The organism is Gimesia panareensis, assembly GCF_007748155.1.
In the GTDB taxonomy this organism is placed as follows: domain Bacteria; phylum Planctomycetota; class Planctomycetia; order Planctomycetales; family Planctomycetaceae; genus Gimesia; species Gimesia panareensis.
This window is the reverse complement of the sequence record NZ_CP037421.1, coordinates 760393-783902: the sequence shown is the minus strand read 5'-3', so window position 1 is coordinate 783902 and position 23510 is coordinate 760393. Positions and strand designations below refer to the sequence as shown.

Annotated in this window: 21 protein-coding genes; 10 read left to right on the top strand and 11 right to left on the bottom strand. The window is 55.5% G+C overall.

Annotation, left to right across the window (positions count from 1 at the left end):
• Positions 1 to 105: 105 nt before the first annotated feature.
• Entirely contained in the window at positions 106 to 1518 is a 1413-nt protein-coding gene (gene glnA, locus Enr10x_RS03025; protein WP_145103874.1) for a type I glutamate--ammonia ligase, read from the bottom strand.
• Positions 1519 to 2219: 701 nt separating this feature from the next.
• Between glnA and Enr10x_RS03020 the strand changes: the two genes are divergently transcribed.
• The 3 genes from Enr10x_RS03020 to Enr10x_RS03010 all read left to right on the top strand — a co-directional run bounded on the left by Enr10x_RS03020 (position 2220) and on the right by Enr10x_RS03010 (position 4480).
• Positions 2220 to 3049 (top strand): IS5 family transposase gene (locus tag Enr10x_RS03020; RefSeq protein ID WP_390621349.1). Its coding sequence is split into 2 segments (ribosomal slippage): positions 2220 to 2610 and positions 2610 to 3049, totalling 831 coding nucleotides; the frame shifts between segments, so codons are not numbered across the junction.
• Entirely contained in the window at positions 3039 to 3956 is a 918-nt protein-coding gene (locus Enr10x_RS03015) for a DUF1559 domain-containing protein (protein ID WP_145448102.1), read from the top strand. The genes Enr10x_RS03020 and Enr10x_RS03015 overlap by 11 nt, the downstream gene beginning before the upstream one ends.
• 98 nt (positions 3957 to 4054) lie before the next feature.
• Positions 4055 to 4480, top strand: coding sequence for a carboxypeptidase-like regulatory domain-containing protein (locus tag Enr10x_RS03010; RefSeq protein ID WP_145103870.1), 426 nt, complete (start codon positions 4055 to 4057; stop codon positions 4478 to 4480).
• Between the two features lie 27 nt (positions 4481 to 4507).
• On the opposite strand, the gene Enr10x_RS03005 is transcribed toward Enr10x_RS03010, so the two are convergent.
• Both Enr10x_RS03005 and Enr10x_RS30220 read right to left on the bottom strand, forming a co-directional pair.
• Positions 4508 to 5689, bottom strand: a complete 1182-nt coding sequence (locus tag Enr10x_RS03005; RefSeq protein ID WP_145448101.1) for an STM4014 family protein — start codon at positions 5687 to 5689, stop codon at positions 4508 to 4510.
• Positions 5690 to 5708: 19 nt separating this feature from the next.
• A complete protein-coding gene (locus Enr10x_RS30220) occupies positions 5709 to 6092 on the bottom strand; it encodes a hypothetical protein (RefSeq protein ID WP_232093216.1) in 384 nt (127 codons plus the stop codon).
• On the opposite strand from Enr10x_RS30220, the gene Enr10x_RS03000 reads away from it, so the two are divergent.
• The 5 genes from Enr10x_RS03000 (at position 6072) to Enr10x_RS02980 (ending at position 11309) form a co-directional block, all read left to right on the top strand.
• Positions 6072 to 6464, top strand: coding sequence for an HAD family hydrolase (locus Enr10x_RS03000; RefSeq protein WP_232093215.1), 393 nt, complete (start codon positions 6072 to 6074; stop codon positions 6462 to 6464). The genes Enr10x_RS30220 and Enr10x_RS03000 overlap by 21 nt on opposite strands.
• Positions 6461 to 7276: an STM4013/SEN3800 family hydrolase gene (locus tag Enr10x_RS02995; protein WP_145448099.1), complete on the top strand. Its 816-nt coding sequence runs from the start codon at positions 6461 to 6463 to the stop codon at positions 7274 to 7276. Before Enr10x_RS03000 ends, Enr10x_RS02995 begins: the two co-directional genes overlap by 4 nt.
• A complete protein-coding gene (locus Enr10x_RS02990) occupies positions 7273 to 8592 on the top strand; it encodes an STM4012 family radical SAM protein (RefSeq protein WP_145448098.1) in 1320 nt (439 codons plus the stop codon). Before Enr10x_RS02995 ends, Enr10x_RS02990 begins: the two co-directional genes overlap by 4 nt.
• Positions 8583 to 9473: an STM4011 family radical SAM protein gene (locus tag Enr10x_RS02985; protein ID WP_145103858.1), complete on the top strand. Its 891-nt coding sequence runs from the start codon at positions 8583 to 8585 to the stop codon at positions 9471 to 9473. The genes Enr10x_RS02990 and Enr10x_RS02985 overlap by 10 nt, the downstream gene beginning before the upstream one ends.
• A 162-nt stretch (positions 9474 to 9635) precedes the next feature.
• Positions 9636 to 11309, top strand: a complete 1674-nt coding sequence (locus tag Enr10x_RS02980; RefSeq protein ID WP_145103856.1) for an alkaline phosphatase — start codon at positions 9636 to 9638, stop codon at positions 11307 to 11309.
• A gap of 18 nt (positions 11310 to 11327) precedes the next feature.
• On the opposite strand, the gene Enr10x_RS02975 is transcribed toward Enr10x_RS02980, so the two are convergent.
• Genes Enr10x_RS02975 through Enr10x_RS02960 form a run of 4 tightly spaced genes read right to left on the bottom strand, consistent with a single transcriptional unit; the run spans position 11328 to position 16207 of the window.
• Positions 11328 to 13580, bottom strand: a complete 2253-nt coding sequence (locus Enr10x_RS02975; RefSeq protein ID WP_145103854.1) for a peptidoglycan D,D-transpeptidase FtsI family protein — start codon at positions 13578 to 13580, stop codon at positions 11328 to 11330.
• A 39-nt stretch (positions 13581 to 13619) separates the two neighbouring features.
• Complete coding sequence (gene mreD / locus Enr10x_RS02970; RefSeq protein ID WP_197996372.1) at positions 13620 to 14159, bottom strand: rod shape-determining protein MreD; 540 nt, start codon at positions 14157 to 14159, stop codon at positions 13620 to 13622.
• 14 nt (positions 14160 to 14173) lie between these two features.
• Positions 14174 to 15139 (bottom strand): rod shape-determining protein MreC, encoded by a 966-nt coding sequence (gene mreC / locus Enr10x_RS02965; RefSeq protein WP_145103850.1) that lies wholly within the window; start codon positions 15137 to 15139, stop codon positions 14174 to 14176.
• Positions 15140 to 15157: 18 nt separating this feature from the next.
• Positions 15158 to 16207 carry a rod shape-determining protein gene (locus Enr10x_RS02960; protein WP_145103848.1) on the bottom strand — a complete coding sequence of 350 codons (1050 nt, stop codon included), beginning with the start codon at positions 16205 to 16207 and terminating at the stop codon, positions 15158 to 15160.
• Between the two features lie 270 nt (positions 16208 to 16477).
• On the opposite strand from Enr10x_RS02960, the gene Enr10x_RS02955 reads away from it, so the two are divergent.
• Positions 16478 to 17116: a CPBP family intramembrane glutamic endopeptidase gene (locus Enr10x_RS02955; RefSeq protein ID WP_145103846.1), complete on the top strand. Its 639-nt coding sequence runs from the start codon at positions 16478 to 16480 to the stop codon at positions 17114 to 17116.
• Positions 17117 to 17264: 148 nt separating this feature from the next.
• Here Enr10x_RS02955 and Enr10x_RS02950 read toward each other — a convergent pair whose 3' ends face one another.
• The 4 genes from Enr10x_RS02950 to tyrS all read right to left on the bottom strand — a co-directional run bounded on the left by Enr10x_RS02950 (position 17265) and on the right by tyrS (position 22345).
• Positions 17265 to 18437, bottom strand: a complete 1173-nt coding sequence (locus Enr10x_RS02950) for a TlpA family protein disulfide reductase (RefSeq protein WP_145103844.1) — start codon at positions 18435 to 18437, stop codon at positions 17265 to 17267.
• Between the two features lie 77 nt (positions 18438 to 18514).
• A complete protein-coding gene (locus tag Enr10x_RS02945) occupies positions 18515 to 19663 on the bottom strand; it encodes a TlpA family protein disulfide reductase (protein WP_197996371.1) in 1149 nt (382 codons plus the stop codon).
• Between the two features lie 199 nt (positions 19664 to 19862).
• The gene (locus Enr10x_RS02940; protein WP_145103841.1) at positions 19863 to 20939 is read right to left on the bottom strand and encodes a Gfo/Idh/MocA family protein; all 1077 of its coding nucleotides are present in this window, start codon (positions 20937 to 20939) and stop codon (positions 19863 to 19865) included.
• Positions 20940 to 21121: 182 nt separating this feature from the next.
• Positions 21122 to 22345, bottom strand: a complete 1224-nt coding sequence (tyrS, locus tag Enr10x_RS02935; protein ID WP_145103838.1) for a tyrosine--tRNA ligase — start codon at positions 22343 to 22345, stop codon at positions 21122 to 21124.
• A 317-nt stretch (positions 22346 to 22662) separates the two neighbouring features.
• Here tyrS and Enr10x_RS02930 point away from each other — a divergent pair, with 317 nt between their 5' ends.
• The gene (locus Enr10x_RS02930; protein WP_145103836.1) at positions 22663 to 23508 is read left to right on the top strand and encodes a SirB1 family protein; all 846 of its coding nucleotides are present in this window, start codon (positions 22663 to 22665) and stop codon (positions 23506 to 23508) included.
• Positions 23509 to 23510: the final 2 nt, after the last annotated feature.

Sequence of the window (23510 nt, the reverse complement as noted above, 5' to 3'; positions counted from 1 at the left end):
AAAATTAGCCGCAGGGCTTTAGCCCCGGTTGAAACGACTTTGCTATATCACATCCGAATTAAGAAACGCTACCTGGAATTCTCTAAGCCTGAACATCCACGTTTTTTAGATGTCGTAGTACATCGCGAACTCAAACGGATGAGGCCGTTCGCGGAGGGCGGCCACTTCGTGATCTGTCTTATACCAGATCCAGGTATCGATCACGTCTTCTGTGAAAACGTCACCCACCAGCAGGAACTTGTGGTCATCGCGTAAAGCCTGCAATGCCTCTTCCAGCGAGACCGGTACGCCCGGCAGTTCCGCCAGTTCATCCGGCTTCAGATCGTAGATATCTTTTTCCAGCGGATGTCCGGGATCAATCTTATTCTGGATCCCGTCCAGCATCGCCATCAGTACCGCCGACATCGCCAGGTATGGATTCGAAGACGAATCGGGACAACGGAATTCAAACCGCTTGTTTTCCGGATGCGGACTGTGCACCGGAATCCGGATCGCCGCCGACCGGTTGCGGTAGCTGTAAGTCAGATTGATGGGCGCTTCAAACCCCGAGATCAGACGCTTGTAACTGTTCGTGGTCGGACAGCAGAACGCAAACAGCGCCGGTGCATGCTTGAGGATTCCCCCCATCGCGTACATGCCCATTTCGCTGAGTCCCCCATAGCGGGAACCGGCAAACAGCGGCTTCCCCTCTTTCCAGAGCGACATGTGCAGATGCAGCCCCGACCCGTTGTCATTCCACAGCGGTTTCGGCATGAACGTCGCCGTTTTGCCATACTTGGCAGCCACGTTCTTCACGATGTATTTGTATCGCAACAGGTTGTCCGCCGTCTTCAGCAGCGGCGCGTATTTCATGTCAATTTCGCACTGACCACCGGTCGCTACTTCATGGTGCTGGGCCTCCACATCAACGCCGCAGTCCATCAAAGCCAGCATCATCTCGGTACGGGCTTCCTGCAATGTGTCAGCGGGAGGCACGGGGAAGTATCCCTCTTTGTGTCGAATCTTGTAGCCGGCGTTGGGGCCACTGCCCGCCTTGCCCCGGTTCCACTGCCCTTCGATACTGTCCACATGGTAATAGCATTCGTGCTCGTTCTGATCAAAACGAACATCATCGAAGATAAAGAACTCCGCTTCGGGGCCAAAATTGGCCACATCCGCGATTTTCGTCGACCGCATATAGCTTTCTGCTTTTCGGGCAACATTGCGCGGATCTTTGGCATAATCCTCCCGGGTGATCGGATCCTGAATGTTACAGGTCATCACCAGCGTATTGGGCATGAAGGGATCGACAAACGCGGTATCAGGCTGGGGAACGACCAGCATGTCGCTTTCGTTAATCGCTTTCCAGCCGCGCATCGAAGAGCCGTCGAAACCGAAGCCGTCTTCGAAACTCTTTTCTACTAATATCTTAGCAGGAATCGTAAAATGTTTTTGCGTGCCGGGAAAATCCATGAACCGTAAATCAATGGCTTGAATTTCCCGTTCACGACAGAGGGCGAGCACTTCCCGAGGAGTCATCGTTGTATCCTGATTCAAGTAAGTCATTCTTCAAAGATTCTATGTGATTACAGAATAACTTAATAATGCAAAACATATACCATTCCCAAAATTTGCACAATTATCAGGCACTTTCACATATAGATCATACAGACCGAATCAGATTATCTCACTGTTCAAACTGATCTGTTCCGAGCGTATTGAATCCATAACGCTCATACATATCCACATTAATACACTAATCAAGAAGCTGTTTTAGTCACAGATTCCCTTTCAAGTTCTTTGAATCCCCTCATCACAGTCAATCACATCTGCTTCTCTCTGCTGGAAAATACAGAGGAAAGAGGGACAGATGCCGAAATCTTTTCGAATCGTCCATAAAATCTTTGCAAAATTGATCTGCAAAAGCACATACTGCATCAATGATTCCACATATCTTTATGTTTTTATCCGTATGGCATTTTGCCCCACGACTTTGACCCGCCAATTCAGATTCCAATATTGATTGAACTCAAACTTTTCTCGCCTTTTGGACTCTCAGGGAGGTGACACCCGACGTTCCGAAGCAGTGCTTTCTATTCCCCTTATCACAACCAGATTTTTTAGGAGACTTTCGCGCCAATGTCTTTTACTAGAGGTAGTTTCAAAACCCAAAACTACGTGAACAGTTTGGTATAGTATTTGTACGAGTACCTCCCTCGAAAGGAGGTCTCATTATGACCATGACCCGCGTGTCACGACCTGCCACAGGTCGCAACATTACCGGGTCCAGGACGGAACCAAAACCACAACTCTCGGACGAGCAATGGCTTCTGATCAAAGATCTGTTTCCAGAACCACCGGTAAACGCAGCCGGAGGGCGGCCCAGAGTGGCTGCCCGCGAGTGCCTCGAAGGAATCCTTTGGGTATTAAGGACCGGTGCCCGATGGAAAGATTTACCAACATTTTTACCATCTCCCAGCACCTGCTGGCGGCGTTTCAAGGAATGGACCGAAGACGGTGTCTTCCTGGAAGCGTGGCAGCGATTGCTCGAACACTTAGACCGCCGGAAGCTGGTTGTCTGGTCGGAAGCATTCGGGGATGGCACATTCTGCCCCGCAAAAAAAGGGGCGCCGATGTCGGAAAGACAAAACGGGGAAAGGGAACCAAGCTTATGCTGCTGGTCGACGGAAACGGGCTCCCTCTCGCTTTGGATCGTGCCAGTGCCTCTCCGGCAGAGGTGAAGCTGATTGAATCCCTGCTGGACCAGCGAGTTTTGCCACGCGACCCCGATCGCCTGATTTATGATCGTGCGGCCGACAGCGATCCCCTGCGCACAGAGCTGGCGGAACGGCAGATAGAGCTGATCTGTCCGCATCGCAAGAACCGTGTGAAACCAGCGACGCAAGACGGGCGTGCTCTGCGGCGATATCGACGCCGCTGGAAAGTCGAACGCACCATCAGCTGGCTGTTCAACTTTCGTCGTCTGGTAATACGATATGAACGATACAGTCATTTGTTTTTAGGATTCGCACAACTCGCGTGCGTGTTCACCTTACTTAATAAGTTATGAAACCACTTCTAACAAACGCGGTTTTACGTTAATTGAGTTACTGGTCGTCATTGCCATCATTGCCATCCTGATCGCCCTGCTGCTCCCTGCCGTCCAGCAGGCACGCGAAGCAGCCCGCAGAAGTACCTGTAAGAACAACCTGAAACAGCTGGGACTGGCCCTGCATAATTATCATGACACCCACAGAATGTTTCCGATGTCCTATGGAACGGGCAGCTATACGAACACGCAACGTGGCCTCACCTGGATTGCTTACCTGCTCCCCTTCATTGATCAGGCCAACCTGTATAACAAAATCAACCACGGTCAGCCCCTGTCCAATGCCAGCAACACGGCCGTGGCACAGACCCCCATCACCGTCATTCTCTGCCCGTCCGATCCGGGAACACAAAGTGGCGTTTTAGGCGGTCGTGCCAACGTCGGCGGTAACTGGGGCGTGACCAGCTATAAAGCCGTTGCGGGAAACAACTGGGCCTGGGGCAGCTATATCCATTCCGATCCCAGAGGTCGTAATGCCGGGAGCACCAACGGACTCGACAATGGAAACGGCTATATGTGTCGTAACTCGGCAAACAGAGTTTTTACCACAAAGGTCCGCGATGTCACCGATGGCTTAAGCACCACATTTTTCGTTGGCGAAGTGCTGCCTCAGGAATGTTCTCATAACTGGTGGTACTGGTTCAACGGAACGACCGCCACCTGCGGAATCCCTTTAAATCACTACGTCAATAATACGTATTCTGCCGGTGACTGGCCGAATAACTATTCTTTCGCCAGTCGCCATGAAGGAGGCGGTCATTTCCTGATGGGAGATGGCGCGGTTCGATTCATCAGCGAAAATATTGACCTCGGAACCTATCGGGCCCTGGCTTCCATCCAGGGTGGTGAAGTCCTTGGTGAATTCTAAAACCGTTCACGCCGGGTACTGTTACAAAACGAAAATGACCGCAGCCTGACCACTGATCTTCCTGCCCGGTCAGGCTGCATCAAAATAAAGGATCGATCATGCGCTCTACTCAAATGTTACTGTCTGCTTTGCTGTTCCTGCTCCTGGCTGGATGCGGCGGGGGTACAGGCGACGCTCCCGAGACAGCTCAAGTCAAAGGGATCGTCACCATGTCAGGTAATCCTGTCCCGGGTGCGACCGTTGTCTTTATCCCCGAATCGGGGCCCTCCGCCATGGGGATGACTGACGCGACCGGTGCTTACACTTTGAAAACAGGCAAATCGACCGGTGCGGTCACTGGCCAGCACAAAGTCACGATCTCAGTCAGCAGTGGCGTGATTCCCATGCCGGGAACGGAAGAAGCCAAGCAGGCGGAAAAAACCAAATCGGTCATTCCTCCAGACTATGGAAATCCGCAAAAATCCGGGCTCTCGGCTAACGTCTCAGCAGGGGGAGAAAATGTCATCGATTTTAATTTGAACTGATCCATACCAGCCAAAAATAGACATCGATCAGATTGCAGGGTCTGGAGGTAAACGATCGTTTCCTTCAGACTCTTCCAGCAACGACCCGATTTCACTCTGGTACGTCTCCTCCCCCTCCCACAGGATCCCGGGCAAAAGATCCCCGAACGCATTCAGCTCCAGGATCAGCGACTGTCGGCAGCCGGGAGTCAGCAGCAGATCGACGCCCAACTGAAAACACCGCGGATAAACGCCCGCTGCCTGTTCACACACCTGCATCAGCTCCCGCCAGCGATGCTCCCCGACCAAACTCTGCAGCCGCTCTCCATCGCCCCGGCGGTTCCCCAGATGCAGATTGGTCAGTGGGCTCCGACTCTCCCGCACCACAAACTGCCGCGCCTCACCGGCGATCACCACCACTCGCAAATCAAACGTCCTGCCATGACTGAGCGACGCTTTCGGCATCCACCGCTCCACATGTACCCCTTCCCGGCACAACAGATCGATCAGGGTACGGATTTCCTTCAGATCCGTATAACGTCGGACCTTCAGAGAGTTGTAGAGCTTTGGCTCACCATCCCTTTCCACCAGTTCCGCGGAAGTAATCGCCTCGATCCCGCGCGGACTCTGATGCACGGCCACCACTCCCGAGGCCGACGACGCATGCGCCAGCTTGAGAAATATCCGCTGAACCCCACGGTCCCGCATCAGTTCCTGAAGTTCGTCAAACGAATGCACATCCGGAAATGCCTCGGGAACGGCACATCCCGACTCCCGGCAACGTGCATGACACGCCCGCTTGTCAAACAGCTCCCTGATGTCACCGGGCGGATTCAGCAGCCTGATCTCTTCCATTCCAGCCAGCCGCCCTTCGATCTCGCTCAGCAGTCTGCAATATCCCAGGTACCACTGCCGCGGATGCAGAACCAACCCGTGGTCATACTCCAGCGCTTCGATCTCTGCGGACGACAGAAACGGGCTCCCTTCCTGTTCAGCCAGAGACGCTCCCAGTGCCAGCAGTCCCTGTTCCACGGCGAAATTTTCGCCCGGTGACTCAATCCGCACCACACTGCCCGGCGGCACTGCTCCCTGCAGCGCATCCACGTCCTGCAAAAGACTTTCATACGGGACCACCCGGGCTGCGGATTGCCCCCGTTCTTTCAACGCCTGTTGAAACAGGCCGACCCGACGATTCTCCGGGTTGCCAATGATCACAAACTGCAGAGGCATCGCGCTGTCTCACAATCCCTTATTCAGAGACCGCACAATAACGATTCATTTCCCCGTCGTATTCATCGGGCTCCTGCTGATCGTCAAGATCCACTTCAAGATCGAGTGTACTCAGCTTTTTGCACATCTCATCAGTCAGATAGTGGAAATGCAGGTCCAGCTTTTTCAACTCGTTCAAACGATTGCAGTCCAGTAGCGCCTGCGCGCCCGCATCACCCAGCGTCCCCAACGACAGATCGACCACCTCCACCTGGTTCAAAATCGGTGCCGCCGCGATCGCCTGGGCAATCTCATCGGCAAAAATGCTGTTCCGCAGACCCAGGTATTTCAGTTTGGGAAACAGGACCGTCTCTGGGCCGATTTTCGCAAGAAACTGCCGCAGATGATTCAGCCCGACCCCCAATGCCTGCAACTTCTGGAACAACTCAGGGAGAACTATACCCTGGCCGTCATCACCAATGGATCGGCGCATCTGCAGCGCGCCAAGTTGAAAGCGGCGGGCATCGACCAATATATCGATCAGATCTGGATCTCCGAGGAGACCGGCTCGGCAAAACCGGACGCGGAAATCTTCTCGCAAGCCTTACACGCATTAGGAGTCTCTCCCCAACAGGCACTCTACGTCGGCGATCATCCCCACCAGGACATTTCCGGCGCCCGGCAGATCGGTATGCTGACCTGCTGGATGGACCTCGAGCGCACCTTCCCTGACGAAGTTCCGCAGCCGCATTACCAGATTTCCTCACTCAACTCGCTGGAATCTCTGGTACCATGATTGATGCACGCGCCTGCCTGGGGTCTCACGACATCCTGTTGATCACCCTCGATTCGCTCCGCTTCGATGTCGCTGCCCGCGCGCTGGAAGAGGGACTCACCCCCCATCTGGCCCGGCTCCTCCCCGAGACCGGCTGGGAGTGCCGACACACCCCGGGCAATTTCACCTTTGCCGCCCACCAGGCCTTTTTCGCCGGCTTTCTCCCCACTCCCATCGCACCAGGCCGGCATCCGCGACTCTTCGCACTCGAATTTCCCGGCAGCGAAACCATTGCTGACCAGACCTGCGTTTTCTCGACAGACAATATCGTCGCCGGGCTGGCGGACCGCGGTTACCACACCCTCTGCATTGGAGGCGTCGGCTTCTTCAATCAACAGAGCCCGCTCGGCACCGTACTTCCCGGCCTGTTTCAGGAAAGCTACTGGCAGCCCGCGTTCGGCGTCACCGATCGTCACTCCACACAACACCAGGTCGACTTCACCCTCGAACTGCTGAACCAGCAACCAGCCGACCAGCGACTGTTTCTGTTCCTCAACGTCTCTGCCACCCATCAACCCAGCTGCATCTTCGTCCAAGACGCCCTCGAAGATTCCGTCGAAACCCAGCTCGCAGCCCTCGCCTATGCAGACGCTCAACTCGGCCCCCTGTTCGCAGCCCTGCAACAGCGGGCTCCACTGCTCTGCATCATCTGTTCCGATCACGGCACGACCTTCGGCGAAGACGGTTATCGGGGACATCGCATTTCGCATCCGGTCGTCTGGGAAGTCCCCTACCTCGAATGCCTGCTTCCCCGGACGGGAGACCAGCCATGACCCAACTGCAGACAATGCTCGCGGAAACACCGTTCGTCTCTTACAGCTACGCTTATCCGCATAAGTCCGCCTATCGTCCATTCGCCAGTCCCCTCCCCCTGCGGGAGATCTGGGAATCGGAAGACCGCACCGACCTCTCGCTCTACGTGCATCTTCCCTTCTGTGAATACCGGTGCGGGTTCTGCAACCTGTTTACCCTCTCGAATCCCCAGACGGATCTCGCCACTCAATATCTGCAACAACTCCGCGTCGAGGCCCGACAGGTGCGCGATCAGCTGCCCGACTTTCATTTCTCCCAGCTCGCGATCGGCGGAGGCACCCCCACCTACCTGGAGCCCGACGAACTCGCACAGTTATTTGAGATCCTGCAACAGGAACTGCATACCAGCCCAGAGCAAATCCCTGCCAGCATCGAAGGCTCACCCGCCACCTTGACCGCAGAAAAAGTAACCCTCATCCGCGCACAGGGAGTCGACCGCATCAGTCTCGGCATTCAGTCGTTTGACGAACAGGAAGCCCTCCACCTCGGACGTCCGCAGAAACGGAAGGAAATTCTGCAGGCCCTCGATCTGGTCCGCAGTGCCGGCTTTCCCACTCTCAATCTCGATCTGATCTACGGGGCTGACGGTCAGACTGCCGCCAGCTTTCTTAACTCCCTGCAGCAGGCACTGGCATTCCGACCGGAAGAAATCTATCTCTACCCCCTTTATGTCCGCCCCTTAACCGGTCTGGGACGCAAACAGCAACAGTGGGACGACCATCGCCTCACCCTCTACCGCGCCGGAAGAGATTTCCTGCTGGAACACGGATACGCTCAACACTCGCTCCGCATGTTTCGCTTAGAGGACTCAACACAACCCCACGATACACAGTACTGCTGTCAGACGGATGGCATGATCGGTCTGGGCTGCGGTGCCCGCTCTTACACCAGCCGCACCCACTACTCCAGCGAATTCGCGGTCGGCCGCAGCAGCGTAGCGGCCATCATCGCCCACTATCTGGAACAGGAGCCGGAGTCCTTCGCTTCTGTCGACTACGGTTTTCAACTGAACTGCGATGAACAGCGCCGCCGCTTTCTCATCCTCTCGCTCCTGCAGACGACGGGGCTCTCCCGTGACTTCTATGCAGACACATTCGGGGCAGATGTCCTGGATCATTTTCCCGCGCTGGAGGAACTGGCAGAGCATGGCCTCGCCCGGATCACCGCCGATACGATCATCCTCACATCAACCGGTCTCGAACGTTCGGACACGATCGGCCCCTGGCTCTACTCGGAACAGGTCCTGCAGTGTATGGAGACGTTTCAATGCCAGTAACTCTCAGCATTCTATATCGCGGCCCCCTCTCCAGTTGCAACTACGACTGTCATTACTGCCCCTTTGCCAAACGCCATGAAACCGCTGCCGAATTAAAAACCGATCGTCTGGCCCTCGAACGCCTGGTCGACTGGATCAAAACCCGCACGGGCGACTCACTCTCCCTCTTCTTCACCCCCTGGGGAGAAGCACTCACCCGCCGCTGGTATCAGGCAGCCATCTGTGAACTGACCCGCCTCGAGCAAGTCGAAAAAGTCGCCGCCCAGACCAATCTCTCTTATGATTTAGATTGGATCGAAAACGCGAATACCTCCCGGCTGGCCCTCTGGTGCACTTTTCATCCCTCGCAGACCACGCGGGCCCGCTTCCTCTCTCAGTCGCGACGGCTGACCGAACTGGGCGTGGCACACAGTGTCGGCTCTGTCGGACTTCCTGAAGATCTGGAAGAAATCGAACGACTCCGTGCGGAACTCCCCGACGACATCTACCTCTGGGTCAACGCTGCCAAAAGTTCGAACGTCGATTACCAGGGCGAACTCCTCGAACGCTTCACAGCCATCGATCCGCTGTTTGAACTCAATACTCAATATCATGCGAGCCTGGGTCGCAGTTGCCGGTGTGGCTCCAGTGTGATTTCCGTGGACGGTGCCGGCGAAATCTATCGCTGCCACTTCATCAAACAGCGGCTGGGGAATCTTTATGAACCCGGTTTTGAGGTCTGCCTCACCGATCGTCCTTGCACAAATCAGACTTGTGGCTGCCACATCGGATATGTACATCTGGACGATCTGAAACTGTACCCGGTTTTCCAGGAAGGGATCCTGGAACGCATCCCGGTAGAAATTCAGTCCGGGCCAGAAAATTCGTTCCCTGTCGCGTGACGTAAGTCGTTACCAGAATCGACAGTGCCGTGAATCTTGAAAACTTCACACACGCTTCACAGTCCCACGCTTTACAAACCCGACCCGCTCCCCCCTATAATATTGAGACGACCTTCCTCAACTCACCACAAACCAATTACAGATATCATCATAGAGGATCCCATGAAACGCGCTGTTTCTGCCAGCCTGTTCGCGCTGGTTTTACTGGCAATCTGTTCGCCCGTCTCCGCGAAAAAACCGGAGGCCGACCACATTCGCAAGATCCAGACCGAAGCCATTCGCAATAAGAAAAGTCCCATCGCACACTGGGGCTTCGATCCAGAAAACTATACCCAGTGGTCCACCCACTCGCTGCGGCTGATCCCCGTCTACACCTTTGGCACCAAAGACGCCGGCCAGGGAATCGACCTGAATTCCTACACGGGTCAGAACAGCCCTTACCGCAATGCGAAAAAACTCGAATCCATTTACGGCTACCTCCCCGAAAACAGCGTGAACGCCACAGCGGAATACCTGGACCAGACCAACCTCTACAACATTCAGGAAGCCGCCCTCAAAGCAGGCAAGAAAAACATCATCCTGGTCGTCTTTGACGGCATGGACTGGCAGACCACCCGGGCCGCCGCCCTCTATTATAATCGTGCTGACAAATATCAAAGCGGTCGCGGAACTGGCCTCTACTTCCAGGATTATCCTGCAGCCGGCACGTCCCAGTTCGGCTTCATGGTCACCGCGCCTCATAACGCGGCCACCAACGTGGACGTCGACAAACAGAGCGTCTTGAATCCCGGAGGCAAAATCCGCGGTGGATACAATGCGGAAAAAGGGGGGCCCAACCCCTGGACGCCGGGCAAAGACAAAAAGTACCTCATCGGCAGCCCCAGTAACAATTACGGGGAGCACGCCTATCCCGACTCCGCAAATACCGCCACCTCCATGACCGCGGGAATCAAGTCCTACAACAATGCCATCAACGTCGATCCCACCGGTGCCCCGGTGACGACGATTGCCCATCAGGCGCAGCAGGACGGTTATGCCATCGGCGTCGTTACCAGCGTCCCGATCACACACGCGACTCCCGCAGCCGCCTATGCTCACAACGTCAGCCGCAACGATTACCAGGACATCGCCCGCGACCTCGTCGGCCAGTCTTCGATCTCCCATCCCAATGATTCCCTGCCCGGTCTGGACGTCGTCCTCGGCGGCGGGTTCGGCACCATGGAGAAAAAGTCCGGCGGGAAATCGCACGGTAAGAACTTCGTCCCCGGCTGGAAATACATCTCCGAGGAAACCATCGAAAAAGCCGACGTCAAGCACGGCGGAAAGTACACGGTCGCTCTCAGGTCTCCTGGCGTTTCTGGTAAAACAGGTCTCCAGCAGGCCACTCAGTCCGCCATCAAAAATAAGACCCGCCTGCTGGGCGTCTATGGTGTCGGCAACTACGCCGCCCACCTCCCCTTTCAGACCGCAGACGGGGATTACCAGCCCGCTCCCGGACTGAAAAACAGTGCCGAAAAATACTCGACGGAAGACATTAAAGAAAACCCCACCCTGGCCGACATGACCGAGTCTGCCCTCGATGTTCTCAGCCAGAATAAAAAGGGATTCTGGCTACTCGTCGAAGCCGGCGATGTCGACTGGGCCAACCACGACAACAACCTCGATAACTCCATCGGAGCCGTCAAAAGCGGGGAAGCCGCCTTCAAAGTCATCACCGACTGGGTCGAAAAGCACAGCAACTGGCAGGACACCGTCGTGATCCTCACCGCCGATCATGGGCACTACCTGCACATCGATCAGCCAGAAGCGCTCATTCCTCCCAAAGAGGAAAAATAGAAGTCACGCAGGCAAGCTTCAGTTTGCCTGCAACTTCGGTTGGGTTGGCTGCAGCAGGCTGGAATCGAGCATCGCCCGCACCAGCTTCTGCGCCACTGGCCCCGCCACGCGGCTCCCGGAGCCCCCATGCTCGATCACTACGGCAAACGCATACTTCGGTCGCTGCGCGGGGACGAATCCCGCGAACCAGGCATGGTCGTTCTTCCCGCCTCCGGTTTCTGCGGTCCCCGTTTTACCGGCAATCGTGATTTCCTTGAGACGGACCGTTTTATATCCGGTCCCCCGTGAATGCGCGACCACCTCGATCAATCCTTCCCGCACCCGTTCCAGCGTCCCCGGATGAATGCCGCTCACGTACCGCCGCGGATACGAAATCATCTGCCGCGTCGTAGTGGCTGATTCAGCAGAGGGCACGATACTATGTGCCAGGTGGGGCACCACCAGCTCTCCGTCATTCGCCACCACCGCCATCAGCCGCGCGATCTGCAGCGGCGTCACCGTCAGCCGCGACTGACCAATGGCCATTCCCAGGGTATCCCCCGGATACCAGGGCGATTTTTTCCCCGGTTTTGCTGGAGAGGGATCGGGCAGATGTCCGCCCCGCTCCCCCGGAATATCGATGCCCGTCGGCTTGCCGAACCCGAGTTGATCGGCCCAGTGATAAATCGTCTCCGGTCCCATCTTCCGGGCCGCCTGAAAGAAGTAGACGTTACACGATTCCCGCAACGCCCGCGTCAGTGTCAGCTCGTTATGCCCCACGCCGTAGTGACGGTAAATATAGTCGCGATGCCGATCGGGACGATCCAGATACCCCCGGCAGACATACGGTTCATCCGGGTCGACCTTGCCACTTTCCATCAATGCAATCGAGGTCAGCGCTTTGAACGTCGAACCGGGCGGCAGCATCATCTGTGTGGCCCGGGGAAACAGTGGACGACGCGGATCGTTCAGAACCGCCTGCCACTCTTCGGGAGTCGGATGCAGCAGCAGATTCAGATCGTACCGCGGTGCCGCTGCCGTCGCCACGATCGCACCGGTTCGCACATCCAGCACCACCACACAACCGCCGGCTGCCGGATCCGTCTGCTCCGCCGGCTGCTCCTCGGTCCCCTGACGCAGCTCATGCAACGATTCATCCAGCAGATTCTGTACTTCGTCCTGCAGGCTGGTATTGAGCGTCAGTACCACATCGTCGCCCGATTTCGGCTCGCGAACGATTTCGGTCCGGATGATTTCTCCCTGTCGGTTCTTGATCACTTTTTTCAAGCCACGCAAGCCGCGCAGGTAACGGTCGTAGGTCCGTTCGACCCCCATCTTGCCGATCCGGTCCCCCTCCTGGTAATCCAGTGGATCCCCCTCCGGAAACCGCAGCTTGCGCGCCTCCAGCGTCTTTTCATCGATCCGATGCCGAATCCCGATCTCGTGCGGTGCGAGCGTCTTCTGCGGATATTCGCGCAACGTCGCCACCTGGATATGAATTCCCGGAAACCGCTCCGGATGAGCCGAGATCGCCAGTGCGATCTCACGCGGAATCCCGGACGCCAGCGTGTGATAATCCAGCTCCTCGCGCACCACAATTCGTTCGCGCCGCGGACGGCGGGGCGGCCGCGTTAACGCGTCTTTCAGCAGCGACCAGAACTGCTGCAGCTGGTCCTCTTTTGTGACGGTCTTCGTTTCCGATTCCGCTTCTGTGACTTCGCTATCGTTCTCCTTCTGAGAGGCCCGTTGATTGACGCTCTCGATAATCGTCTCCACCCGCTCTTGCACGTCCCGGCACGATGTCTGCAATTCTTCAGGTGTGGTCCGCATGACCTGCGCCAGCTCTTCCCACAGCTGTTGCCGTCGGGCCAGCACCTGTTCCTGCGCCGCTTTGACCTTCTCCTGATCGCGACGTTCCACTGGTTCTAGCAACGTCAGCGCCTGCTGTTTCAACCACCGCGGGTTCGGCGGTTCTTCCAGCCAGCGATAATGCGCCTGCAGATCAAAGCGTTCCACATCCAGCGCCAGCACGCGACCATCAATGGATACGATCCGCCCGTCCCGACTCGGAATACTTTCAAACGACTCTGTTGTCTGGCCAAACCGGGAGTAAAAATGTTCCGCGTTCATCATCTGAATGAACATCAGCCGCCCGCTGACCGCCAGCAGGGGGACTACCAGAATCAGCCCCAGCAGAAACACACGTACGCCGGGCAGACGATCCACCTGAAACGACTGGCCACCGGCCTCGTTTTCCAGCGTCATGTGATCATTGCCAGGACGGTTTCGCATCAGATTCAAAGTTCCTCAGTTCCCTCAACGGGAAACAGATCAGTGGGAATAACGGGAGGTGTAGGAGTGTCTGGCCGCAAAATCGGAATTGCCAGAGAAAGGCCACAAAGACCGACCCATTTTGCAGATCAGCAGCAACACCAGTCCCACCACAGCCGTATAAACAGCATTGCCCGCGGAAACCGGCAGCATGCTGGACAGTTCCGACAGAGACCTGAAGTCGCTCCGGTTCACCATCTGAAACAGACATTCAAAGGCAAACGCCAGCCCCAGCATCACAGCCGAACGGCTCACCAGGGACCGCAGTTCGAACTGCACCTGAATCCGATACGCCAGCCAGCAGAGCCCCGTCAAAACCAGGACGCCGGTCCCCGCATGCGCGTTGTCGAACGTCTCACAAATGATGCCTGTCAGAATCGCCCAGACAAACACCTGTGCGTCCCGCAACCAGAACAGCGCCAGACAAAGCACAACCAGCGGCAGATGAGGTCGGCTGCCGACCACGCTCATTTCGGGCACCAGCACCAGTTGCGCGATGATTGCCAGGTAACAGAGCAACAGTAAGCTGAAAACTTTCACCGTGGATTCCTTTCTCAGTTCGCCAGCATCCGTCGCGGGTTGATAATCTGTCGCAGTACGCTGACCTGGCGTACTTCAGACAGCTTGACCGCCGGTTCGACAATGATTTTCCAGTAGGGTGCGCCGCGGGGCAGCTCGGCCTCGATCACGCGCCCGTAATACATTGGCTGCCCCAGCGTCGACTGCATGCTTAAGGGCAACTCGCGATCGACTTCGCCCGTATAGACTTCCTGCCCCACCTGAATCGATTCAGTGGGCGGGATCTGTAACAGCTCACATTTTCCTTCGCCGCGCCCCACCAGGATACCATCCGTGCCCAGTTGCAGCCCCTGTTCGGTTTTGCGGGCAATCCGGGCCGACCCCCGATACTTGACTGACGTGATCGGGATCAGCGTACTCGTCCACTTGCCGACCTCGCTGATCTTGCCAATCACCGCCTGTCCCGCATACAGCGAGTAACCCGCTTTCATTCCCTGGGCGGCGCCCTGGTCAATCGCAGGCAGATCCGACTGGAGTACAAACGAAGATTCAAATACGCCCTGCGTCTCGCCCTGATCGAGCAACCGTCCCTCTCTGAGCAGCGCGATTGCCGCCTCGCCCAGAATGTTTGCCTCGATCAGATCGGGCACCAGCAGCCGTTCGCTCTGCTGCGTCTCGTAATCGGGGGCGCCTGTCCGCTTGAGCTGCGCCAGTTCTTCAGCCAGTTGCAGCCGCTCCAGCGCCAGCCGACGGTTCTCCTGCGCGGCCGCCGCCAGTTTCCGTTCCAGCTGTTTTACACGTCCGTCCGGTGCACTCTGTTTGACTTCCGGAGTCTTCCGGTCTTTCAACGCCTGCACCAGCGTCAGTCCGGGACGCACCGCATCCCGCATCAGATTATACAACCGCCCCGAATACTCTCCAGGAACCAGATACAGACCGATGCCGACTAGCAGCGCCAGGAGCACCAGCTTGATCTCTGCTGATCGGGATTCTCGCTTCATCGATCCGGGCCCGTCCTTTTAAAAGTCACCTTCGCCATTATCAAAAGCATGCCGCCACTGGCTCAGATGTTCCAGGCAGATCGCCGTCCCGCGGGCCACAGTCCGCAGCGGATCTTCATCCACCCGCACCGGAATCCCCAGCTGTTCGCTCATATAATATTCCAATCCCCTCAGCAGCGCACCACCGCCGGTCAGCACCATTCCATTATCCGCGAGATCCGCCACCAGTTCCGGCTTACACTGTTCGATCGTCTGTTTGCAGCAGTTCAAAATCGATTCCAACGGACCATGCAGGGCCTCCCGCAGTTCCTCGCTGGTCACGATTGCTTTCCGGGGAATGCTGCTGATCGTATCCAGGCCTTTGACCTCGCCGGTCAGTTCCTGCTCCAGCGGATAGGCACTCCCCAGTTCCAGCTTGAGGTCCTCCGCGGTCTGCACACCAATCCGCAGCGAGAAATGCTGCTTCATGTATTCGACAATCGCTTCATCACACTTGTCGCCGCCGATCCGCACGGAGTTGCTCACCACCGTATCGCCCAGACTCATGATGGCCACTTCACTCGTGCCGCCGCCGATGTCACACACCATGCTCGCCATCGGTTCGGAGATCGGCAGCCCGGCACCAATGCCTGCCGCCTTCGATTCTTCAATCAGATAAACCCGACCTGCGCCTGCACGTTCGGCACTGTTGAACACGGCCCGCTTCTCGACCGGCGTAATACTGCCCGGCACCGCAATCACGACTCGCGGTCGTAGCCCACGCGAGTGATGGCGGGCCTTGAGAATGAAATACCGCAGCATCGACTCGCAGAGTTCGAAGTCAGTGATCACGCCTTCCTTGAGTGGACGTACCGCAATGATGCTGTCCGGCGTGCGCCCCAGCATCTGTTTGGCCAGCTTTCCGACCGCGGTCCCTTTCCCCAGAATCTTGCGGCTGCCTTTATGCAACGCCACCACCGAGGGTTCGTCCAGCGCAATCCCCTCGCCCTGGATCGCAACGAGTGTGTTCGCCGTTCCCAGATCGATCGCCAAATCAGGACAGAGCCATTGACGTAAACGGTGCAGCATCCTTGCACTACCGCTTCTTCGAAAAAGAATTACTGTGTGGATAAGAAACAGTCGACAATCTCATCGATCAGCCGACGAGACGCCTGTGATTCACAAAACATCCTGTTAAGATTGGGAAAATGTATTCGAGATGGTGAGTTTCTGCAAGATGCAGTTTTCAAACCCTCGCACCACCCTTAAAACAGAGAAACCTGGTAAACCTGGATAGACTTTCGGGAGTTGGATTCCCCCCCGTCAGTGCTATAATCCCATTAAACCTGAACCAAGAGAGTGAACCGCCCCCTTATGCCGCACCCGGACGACGAACAAGAACTGGATGACCAACTACCACAAGAACAGCAATTCTTCATCCTGGGTGGCTCGCTGTTTTCCATCGGCTTCATCGTCATTGCTTTCGGACTGGGCTGGGCTCTGGACGTCAGCCCGCTCACCAACCTGAACTGGAACTGGACCGATCTGCTCATCGGCGTCCTGGCAGCGCTGCCCATGTTTCTGTTTTTTCTGCTCTCGGTAACATTGCCCGTTCAGGCGTTTCAAAAGATCAAACAGTTTCTGCTCGATGAACTGGGACCACGCATTGTCAACGGTTCGATACTGGAACTGTTCATCCTCTGCATCTTCATCGGCCTGGGCGAAGAGCTGCTGTTTCGCGGCGTCCTGCAATCCTGGTCCACTCAATTCGGCGTGGTCTTTGCCATCGTCCTGACCAACATGATTTTCGGCATTCTGCACTCGATCACCCGTCTCTACGTGATTGTCGCCACGCTGATGGGCGTCTATCTCAGCCTGCTGCTCGTCCTCTTCACCCCCCAGAATCTGCTGATCCCCATCACCACTCACACCGTCTACGACTTCCTCTGCTTCCTGATGATCATCCACCTCTATCGCAAACAACAGGCAACGGAATAGTCTGGAAGTAAGGGTGCCCCCGAATGAAATTCGGGGTTGTCAAAGACAACAGGAAACCGTCAGAGAAACCGCAGGAGCAATTTAAAAAGAACCCAACCCGCTACAGGTAACACGCAAACATGTTTCTTTCTACTGTAACGGGCTCCGGTCACTTCGCTTCAATTAACTTTCTCAGTTCTTCGCGTCCCGCCTTGTCTCTCAGATCCAGTTTCCCCACAACATTCCCCTGGCGATCGATCACAATGGAACTCGGGAAACGGTTGATGCCATATTCAACATTCATGATCGCATTCGCACTCGACTTTTCACCGGGATAGTACGGCACCTTACGAAAGCGGGTGAGAACCACCGGAAATTCAATCGTTTTTCCTTTCCAGATCTTCTCCCGTATTTTGGCCAGTTTCTCATCCAGTTCCGCTACCGATGTCACCTCATCCTCTTCACCATAAGGCGTATGAATGCCAATAATCGCCAGATCGTCCTGCGAATATTCGTCCCGCAACTTGAAGAGTTCCGGAATGCCGAAGTAAACGCAGGGACCACACCACCAGCCCCAGAACTCCAGCACGACCACTTTCCCTCTCAGTTGCGACAACTTGATTGGCGGACTATTTTTCCACTCTTTGACATCTGCGATTTCCGGTGCTGGCTGACCTTCGAGTAAAATCCACTTCTGGGCATGGGCATCCGACGTCCCCGCATCCAATGTTTTCTGCCCGGCTTTGATCACGATTGGTTTCTCAATCGGACTGATATGTTTTGAGTGAGCCAGAAGGGAAAACTCTCCCTGCGGTAGAAAAAAATGCAGCGTCGAACCTGTGCGCTGACACCACTGGCAGATCAGGTTTTCCGAACTACTGAGCCCGCGCAGGACCCCGATTTCTTTACCGCGTTGGCGGAGCTGACTGCTTTCAATCGTCCAGGTAACATGGCATTCAGGATACATCGTCAGCACCAGGGGCGACTTCTGGTCCTCAATCAGATCCGTCCGTTTCACAGCCACCAGGCCACGACCGGCATGCCGCGCATAGACCATGCTGCGAAACTGGCCCCGATCGCGAAACCGGAGCATCCCTTCAGCATCAGACTTCTGCTCATAGTGCCCGAAGTCCCACTCCAATCCCTGCTCACGATCAGAGCCTTTGACGATCGCCACCATACCGGTCTGCGCCCCCACCACCGGTTTTCCCTCCTGATCCACTAGCTTCACGACCAGAAACGGTTTCGTCTCTTCGGTCGATGCCTGTTGTTTTTCTTCTGCATCCACCTGTGAAACCAAAAGCACGGACATCAGCATCATCCAGGTCAACCACAATCGCATGTTCGACTCCGTATTCAATCCTGTTGTTGATTAATTCTTCAGGCAGAAAAACTTAGAAACACAGAACGCTGTTACCGTCACTTCGCTTCGATCAGACGTTTCAGTTTGTCACGTTCCACTTTGTCCCAGGGATACATTTTCCTCACAACATTCCCCTGGCGATCGATGACAATCAGCGTCGGAAAAAGATCGATCCCGTATTCCACACTCATTCGGGAATGGGCCACCTTCGCACCACCTGGGGCAAAGGCCAGTTTCCGTTTGCGTGTGAAGGCTACCGGAAAATCGATCTGCTTTCCCTTCCAGACCTTCTCGCGCACCTGGGCCAGTTTTTCATCCATCTCCTTGATGGATCCCACTTCGTCATTCTCACCGTACGACACGTGGATGCCAATGATCGCCAGATCATCTTCTGAATATTCTTCCCGCAGTTGAAACAGTTCTGGGATGCCACGGATCACACAAGGCCCACACCACCAGCCCCAGAATTCCAGCACGACGACTTTGCCCCGCAGTTGCGACAGCTTGACGGGACCGTTCTTCCATTCCTGCACGTCAACAATCTCCGGCGCGGACTTCCCGGTCAACAGAATATATTTCAAGGCAGCGGTATCCGTCGTCCCTGCATCTAGTTCCGTTTGCCCGGGTTTGATTTCAATCGTTTTCTCAACCGGACTGATATGTTCCCCCGCACCAGACAGCGTATATTTTCCGGGAGGCAGATAGAAATGAAATGTCGAACCGCTTGAATTACAAAACAGGCAGCTCAGATCATCCACAGCCGCATGCCCGCGAATCTGGTTGACCTGCTTCCCAATGTCATTTAACTGGCTGCTCTTGAGAGACCACGTGACATGACATTCGGGATGCATTGTCAGTAACACGGGAGAATCTTTGATCTCGTCAACATCAATCCGTTTGACGCCCACAAGTCGCAGCTCTGCGTGACGCACGAAAATAGTTCCATAGTATTTCTCCCGCTGAAGATATCGAATGATTCCTTTCTCATCCGAGCGAACTGCATAGTGCCCGAAGCTCCAGTCGACTCCCGTTTTTTGATCAGAGCCTGTGACCACAGCAATCATCCCGGACTGCGCCCCCGCTACGGGCTTGCCTGCTTCATCAACCACTTTGATGCTCAAAAACGGTTTCGCCTGCTGTTTCGTTTCCGGCTGCTTTTCTTCCGCAACTGCCATCGAACAAACCGACAGCAGGATTAACAACATAAGCCAGTTCCAACAGCCGCGCATCGTTCGTCTCCTAAAGTTTTCTCTTTCCAGATACTCACCCCTTGAAGAGAGACTGCCACTTCACTTTTGTCTATTAAATCTCATTTTTCTCCAATAATTGTTCTGCCAGGGTCCGTAAAAAAAGCAGGACGGGCTCTCCTTAACCCGTCCTGCTTCAATTGGCATCCGTTCCAGATTATTTCTTCTTCGGAATTTTGGGATCCCGCTTCAGAGGCAGCGAAACCTGCTTGCCGGTCCAGGAAGACTGATAGATCGCCAGAATGATTTCCACACTCTTACGGCCATCGTTGCCATCCACCAGAGGTTTCTTGCCGGTCTTGATTGACTTGATGAAGTCTTTCAATTGCTCCATGTGGCCGGCATAAGAGATCGCCGACGGATCACTGGCACCGCCGGTGTTGCCGGTCGACTTACCCAGCTCATCGCGGATCTTCTGATCGCGGGCCTGCTCTTTAGCGAACTCCCAGTGCAGCACGTCGTCCTGCTCGATGATGACAGTTCCCTCGGTACCCGAGATTTCCGTCTTCTTGAGCAGCCCGGGGAACACACTGGTTGTTGCTTCGATCACACCCAGGGCACCATTCTTGAAGCGAATCGTTGCCACGCCGGTATCTTCCACTTCAATCCGTTTGTGGGCCAGCGTGCCGGTCATCCCGTTCACGTCGGCGACTTCACCCATGAACCAGTACAGCAGGTCGACGTTATGAATCGCCTGATTCATGTAAGCGCCGCCCCCGTCCAGTTTCCAGGTGCCCCGCCATCCGCCGCTGTCGTAGTATTCCTGGGTCCGCCACCATTTGACATAGGTGTCGCCCAGTGTCAGCTTGCCGAAGCGGCCTTTTTCGATGGCCTTCTTCAGTTCCTGGTTGGCGGCACCAAAGCGGGACGGCATGATCGTCGCCAGTTGGACTTTGTTTTTCTTACAGGCGTTGATGATCGCATCGCAGCGTTTGAGGGTAATTTCCAGCGGCTTTTCTACGACCACGTGTTTGCCGGCATTCGCGGCTGCGACCGCCGGGTCCATGTGCGCCCCGCTGGGCGTGCAGATAGTAACCACATCCACTTCGGGATCGGCCAGCATCTCGTCCAGGTCATGATAGGCTGTGCAACCATTCGCTTCTGCAAACTTGTCAGCGGACGCTGCAAATTGATCATAGCAGGCGACCAGCTTGGCACCACGAATCTCTTCGAGAGCCTTTGCATGAAAATTCGAAATCATGCCACAGCCGACAATTCCAAATCCTGTTGCCATAACTGTTGCTTTCTCTGTTTCATTCTAAATATGTGAAACTTCACCTCGCTCGGTGAAGCACGAATCTGCTGCGCTTTCGTCAATACCACGTTTTACGAAGTATTCACCGTGAATGCAATCCGCGCGGAATCATTTCCCCTGATTGCAAATAGAAAGGCGGAACGAACGCCAAGTGCATTGACTTAGTCGACCAGTTCCACCTGGCAGAACCGTTTCTTACCCACCCACAACAACAGCCCCGATTCCACCGGAATTGCCTGATCATGAGTTTCAATCCGGTCTTTCTCGGCCCCCAGCTTGGCGCCTCCCTGCTGGATCGAACGGCGTGCATCACTCGTCGATCCACACAGCCCGGCCACTTTCAGCAGGTTCGCGGCCGGCAGGGTTCCGTCCTCGTTCAGATCGGACTTCGAAATCTGCACCACGGGAATTTCAGAAGGCATTCCCCCCGATCCGATCTCCCGCTGCCAGCGCTCAGCCGCTTCATCCGCGGCAGCTGCGTCGTGATACTCGGTGATAATCGTTTTCGCCAGTTTGACTTTCGCATCCTTGGGATGCCCCTGCAGAACCGTCTGCACTTCGTCCAGCGGAAAATCGGTCAACAGTTCAAAGAACATCTGCATGCTGTCGTCCGAGAGCTGCATGAACTTTTTCATCATCTCGTACGGGGCTTCGCTGATCCCGATGTAATTCCCCAGGCTCTTACCCATCCGCCGCACGCCGTCGGTTCCTACCAGGATTGGCGACATCACGCTCACCTGCTGCTTCAATCCCTGGTCTTTCTGCAGGTCCCGCGCCAGCATGAACGAATACAGCTGCTCGGTCCCCCCCAGCTCCACGTCGGCTTTGATCTCCACCGAGTCCCAGGCCTGCATGATCGGGTACAGACACTCGTGCAGGTAAATCGCCGCCTCTTCGCGATAACGCTTCGAGAAGTCATCGCGGGTCAGCAGCTGCGCTACGGTCACCTTGCTGCACAGCTCCAGAATGTCGGCGAAGTTCATCTTGCTGAACCAGTCCCCGTTGCGGACCACCTCGGCTTGATCGAGGTCGATCACCTTCCCCACCTGGTTCAGGTAGTCGGTCGCATTCGCTTCCACCTGTTCTGCCGTCAATCGTGCCCGCGTCTCATCCCGGCCGGAAGGATCTCCCACCAAAGCCGTGTAGTTGCCGATGATGATCACCGCCTGGTGACCCAACTCCTGAAACTGTCGCATCTTCCGCATTGGAACCGTATGCCCCAGATGCAGATCGATGCCCGTCGGATCGATACCGTATTTAATCCGCAACGGCGTTCCGGTCTCCCGGCTCCATTTCAGTTTTTCGGCCAGTTCCTGTTCGGGAACGATCTTCTCGACACCGCGGCCGATAATAGCCAGTTGCTCTTCGACAGGCAAAAATTGCATTGTATTACAGACTTTTCTCTCTTTATGGGAATCAAAAACAGGGCCCTGCTCATTGTGTCGACTCGCCACTCAAGCGTCAATCAAAGCAGTCTGCTGAATGCCCGTTATTTTCCCTGATCAGGCGAGAATCAGGAATTCGGTGCTCCCGGCCTTGTCTTTTTTACAAACCGCCGCGGTTTTCATCTGTACACAAAAAAATGGCATTGATCGAAGACGCGAACATCGGTTAAAAAAGAGCTCCACGGCAGATGTCCTCCCCGTCTGCGTTTGACTCTTTCCCGAATCCCGCCAGTTACTCCTGACAAAGTTCGTCTCTGATGGACATAAAGCAAATATTTCAGTTCCAACAGGATCCGGAATTTTCCCGGCTCCTGCATCATGACAGTCACATTGATCTGACCAAAGCCGCCCTCGAACTGGCCCGCGATGATCAGCCGGACCTCGTCTTCGAAAATGTACTGATCTGGGTCCGCCAGCGGGCCTGCGAACTCTCCGGACGTGTTGCGCTCGCAGAAGACGATCGCACACTCTTACAGTCTTTCGTGCAGTGCCTGGCCGGACAGCACGGACTGGCGGGAGATACGATCTGCTATCACCAGGCGGAAGGCAGCTACCTGAATCATGTGATTGAAACCAGGCAGGGACTGCCGATTTCTCTCTCCTTAATTTACATGGCCGTCGGCAAGGAACTGGGGATCGACATTCATGGTGTCGCCGCACCCCTGCAGTTTCTGGTCCGCTATGATTCACATGAGGGACCGTTGTTTATCGATCCCTATTCGAAGGGCACAATCTATACGGAAGCAGAATGCCTGAACCGGCTGGCGGAACTGGGAGAATTTCCCCGGAGCGTGTTAAACCGACTGTTGCAGCCGGCCACTCATCGGGAGATCATCATCCGTATGCTGATGAACCTGAAACGCATTCATGAAGAGCGTCAGGATCTGGAGCGTGCCTGGAACGTCCAGCGCCGGCTCTGTGCCCTGCACCCGCTCTCCTGTCCGCATAAGAAAGATCTGGCGGCACTCAGTTTCAAAACACAGAAACTGGGACTGGCCGTAGAACTGCTGGAAAGCTGTCTCAAAAGCTGTCCCGAATCCGAACAGGACGACCTCCAGTTGATGCTGCAGAAAGTGCACGCGGAACTGGCTCAGTGGAATTGAAC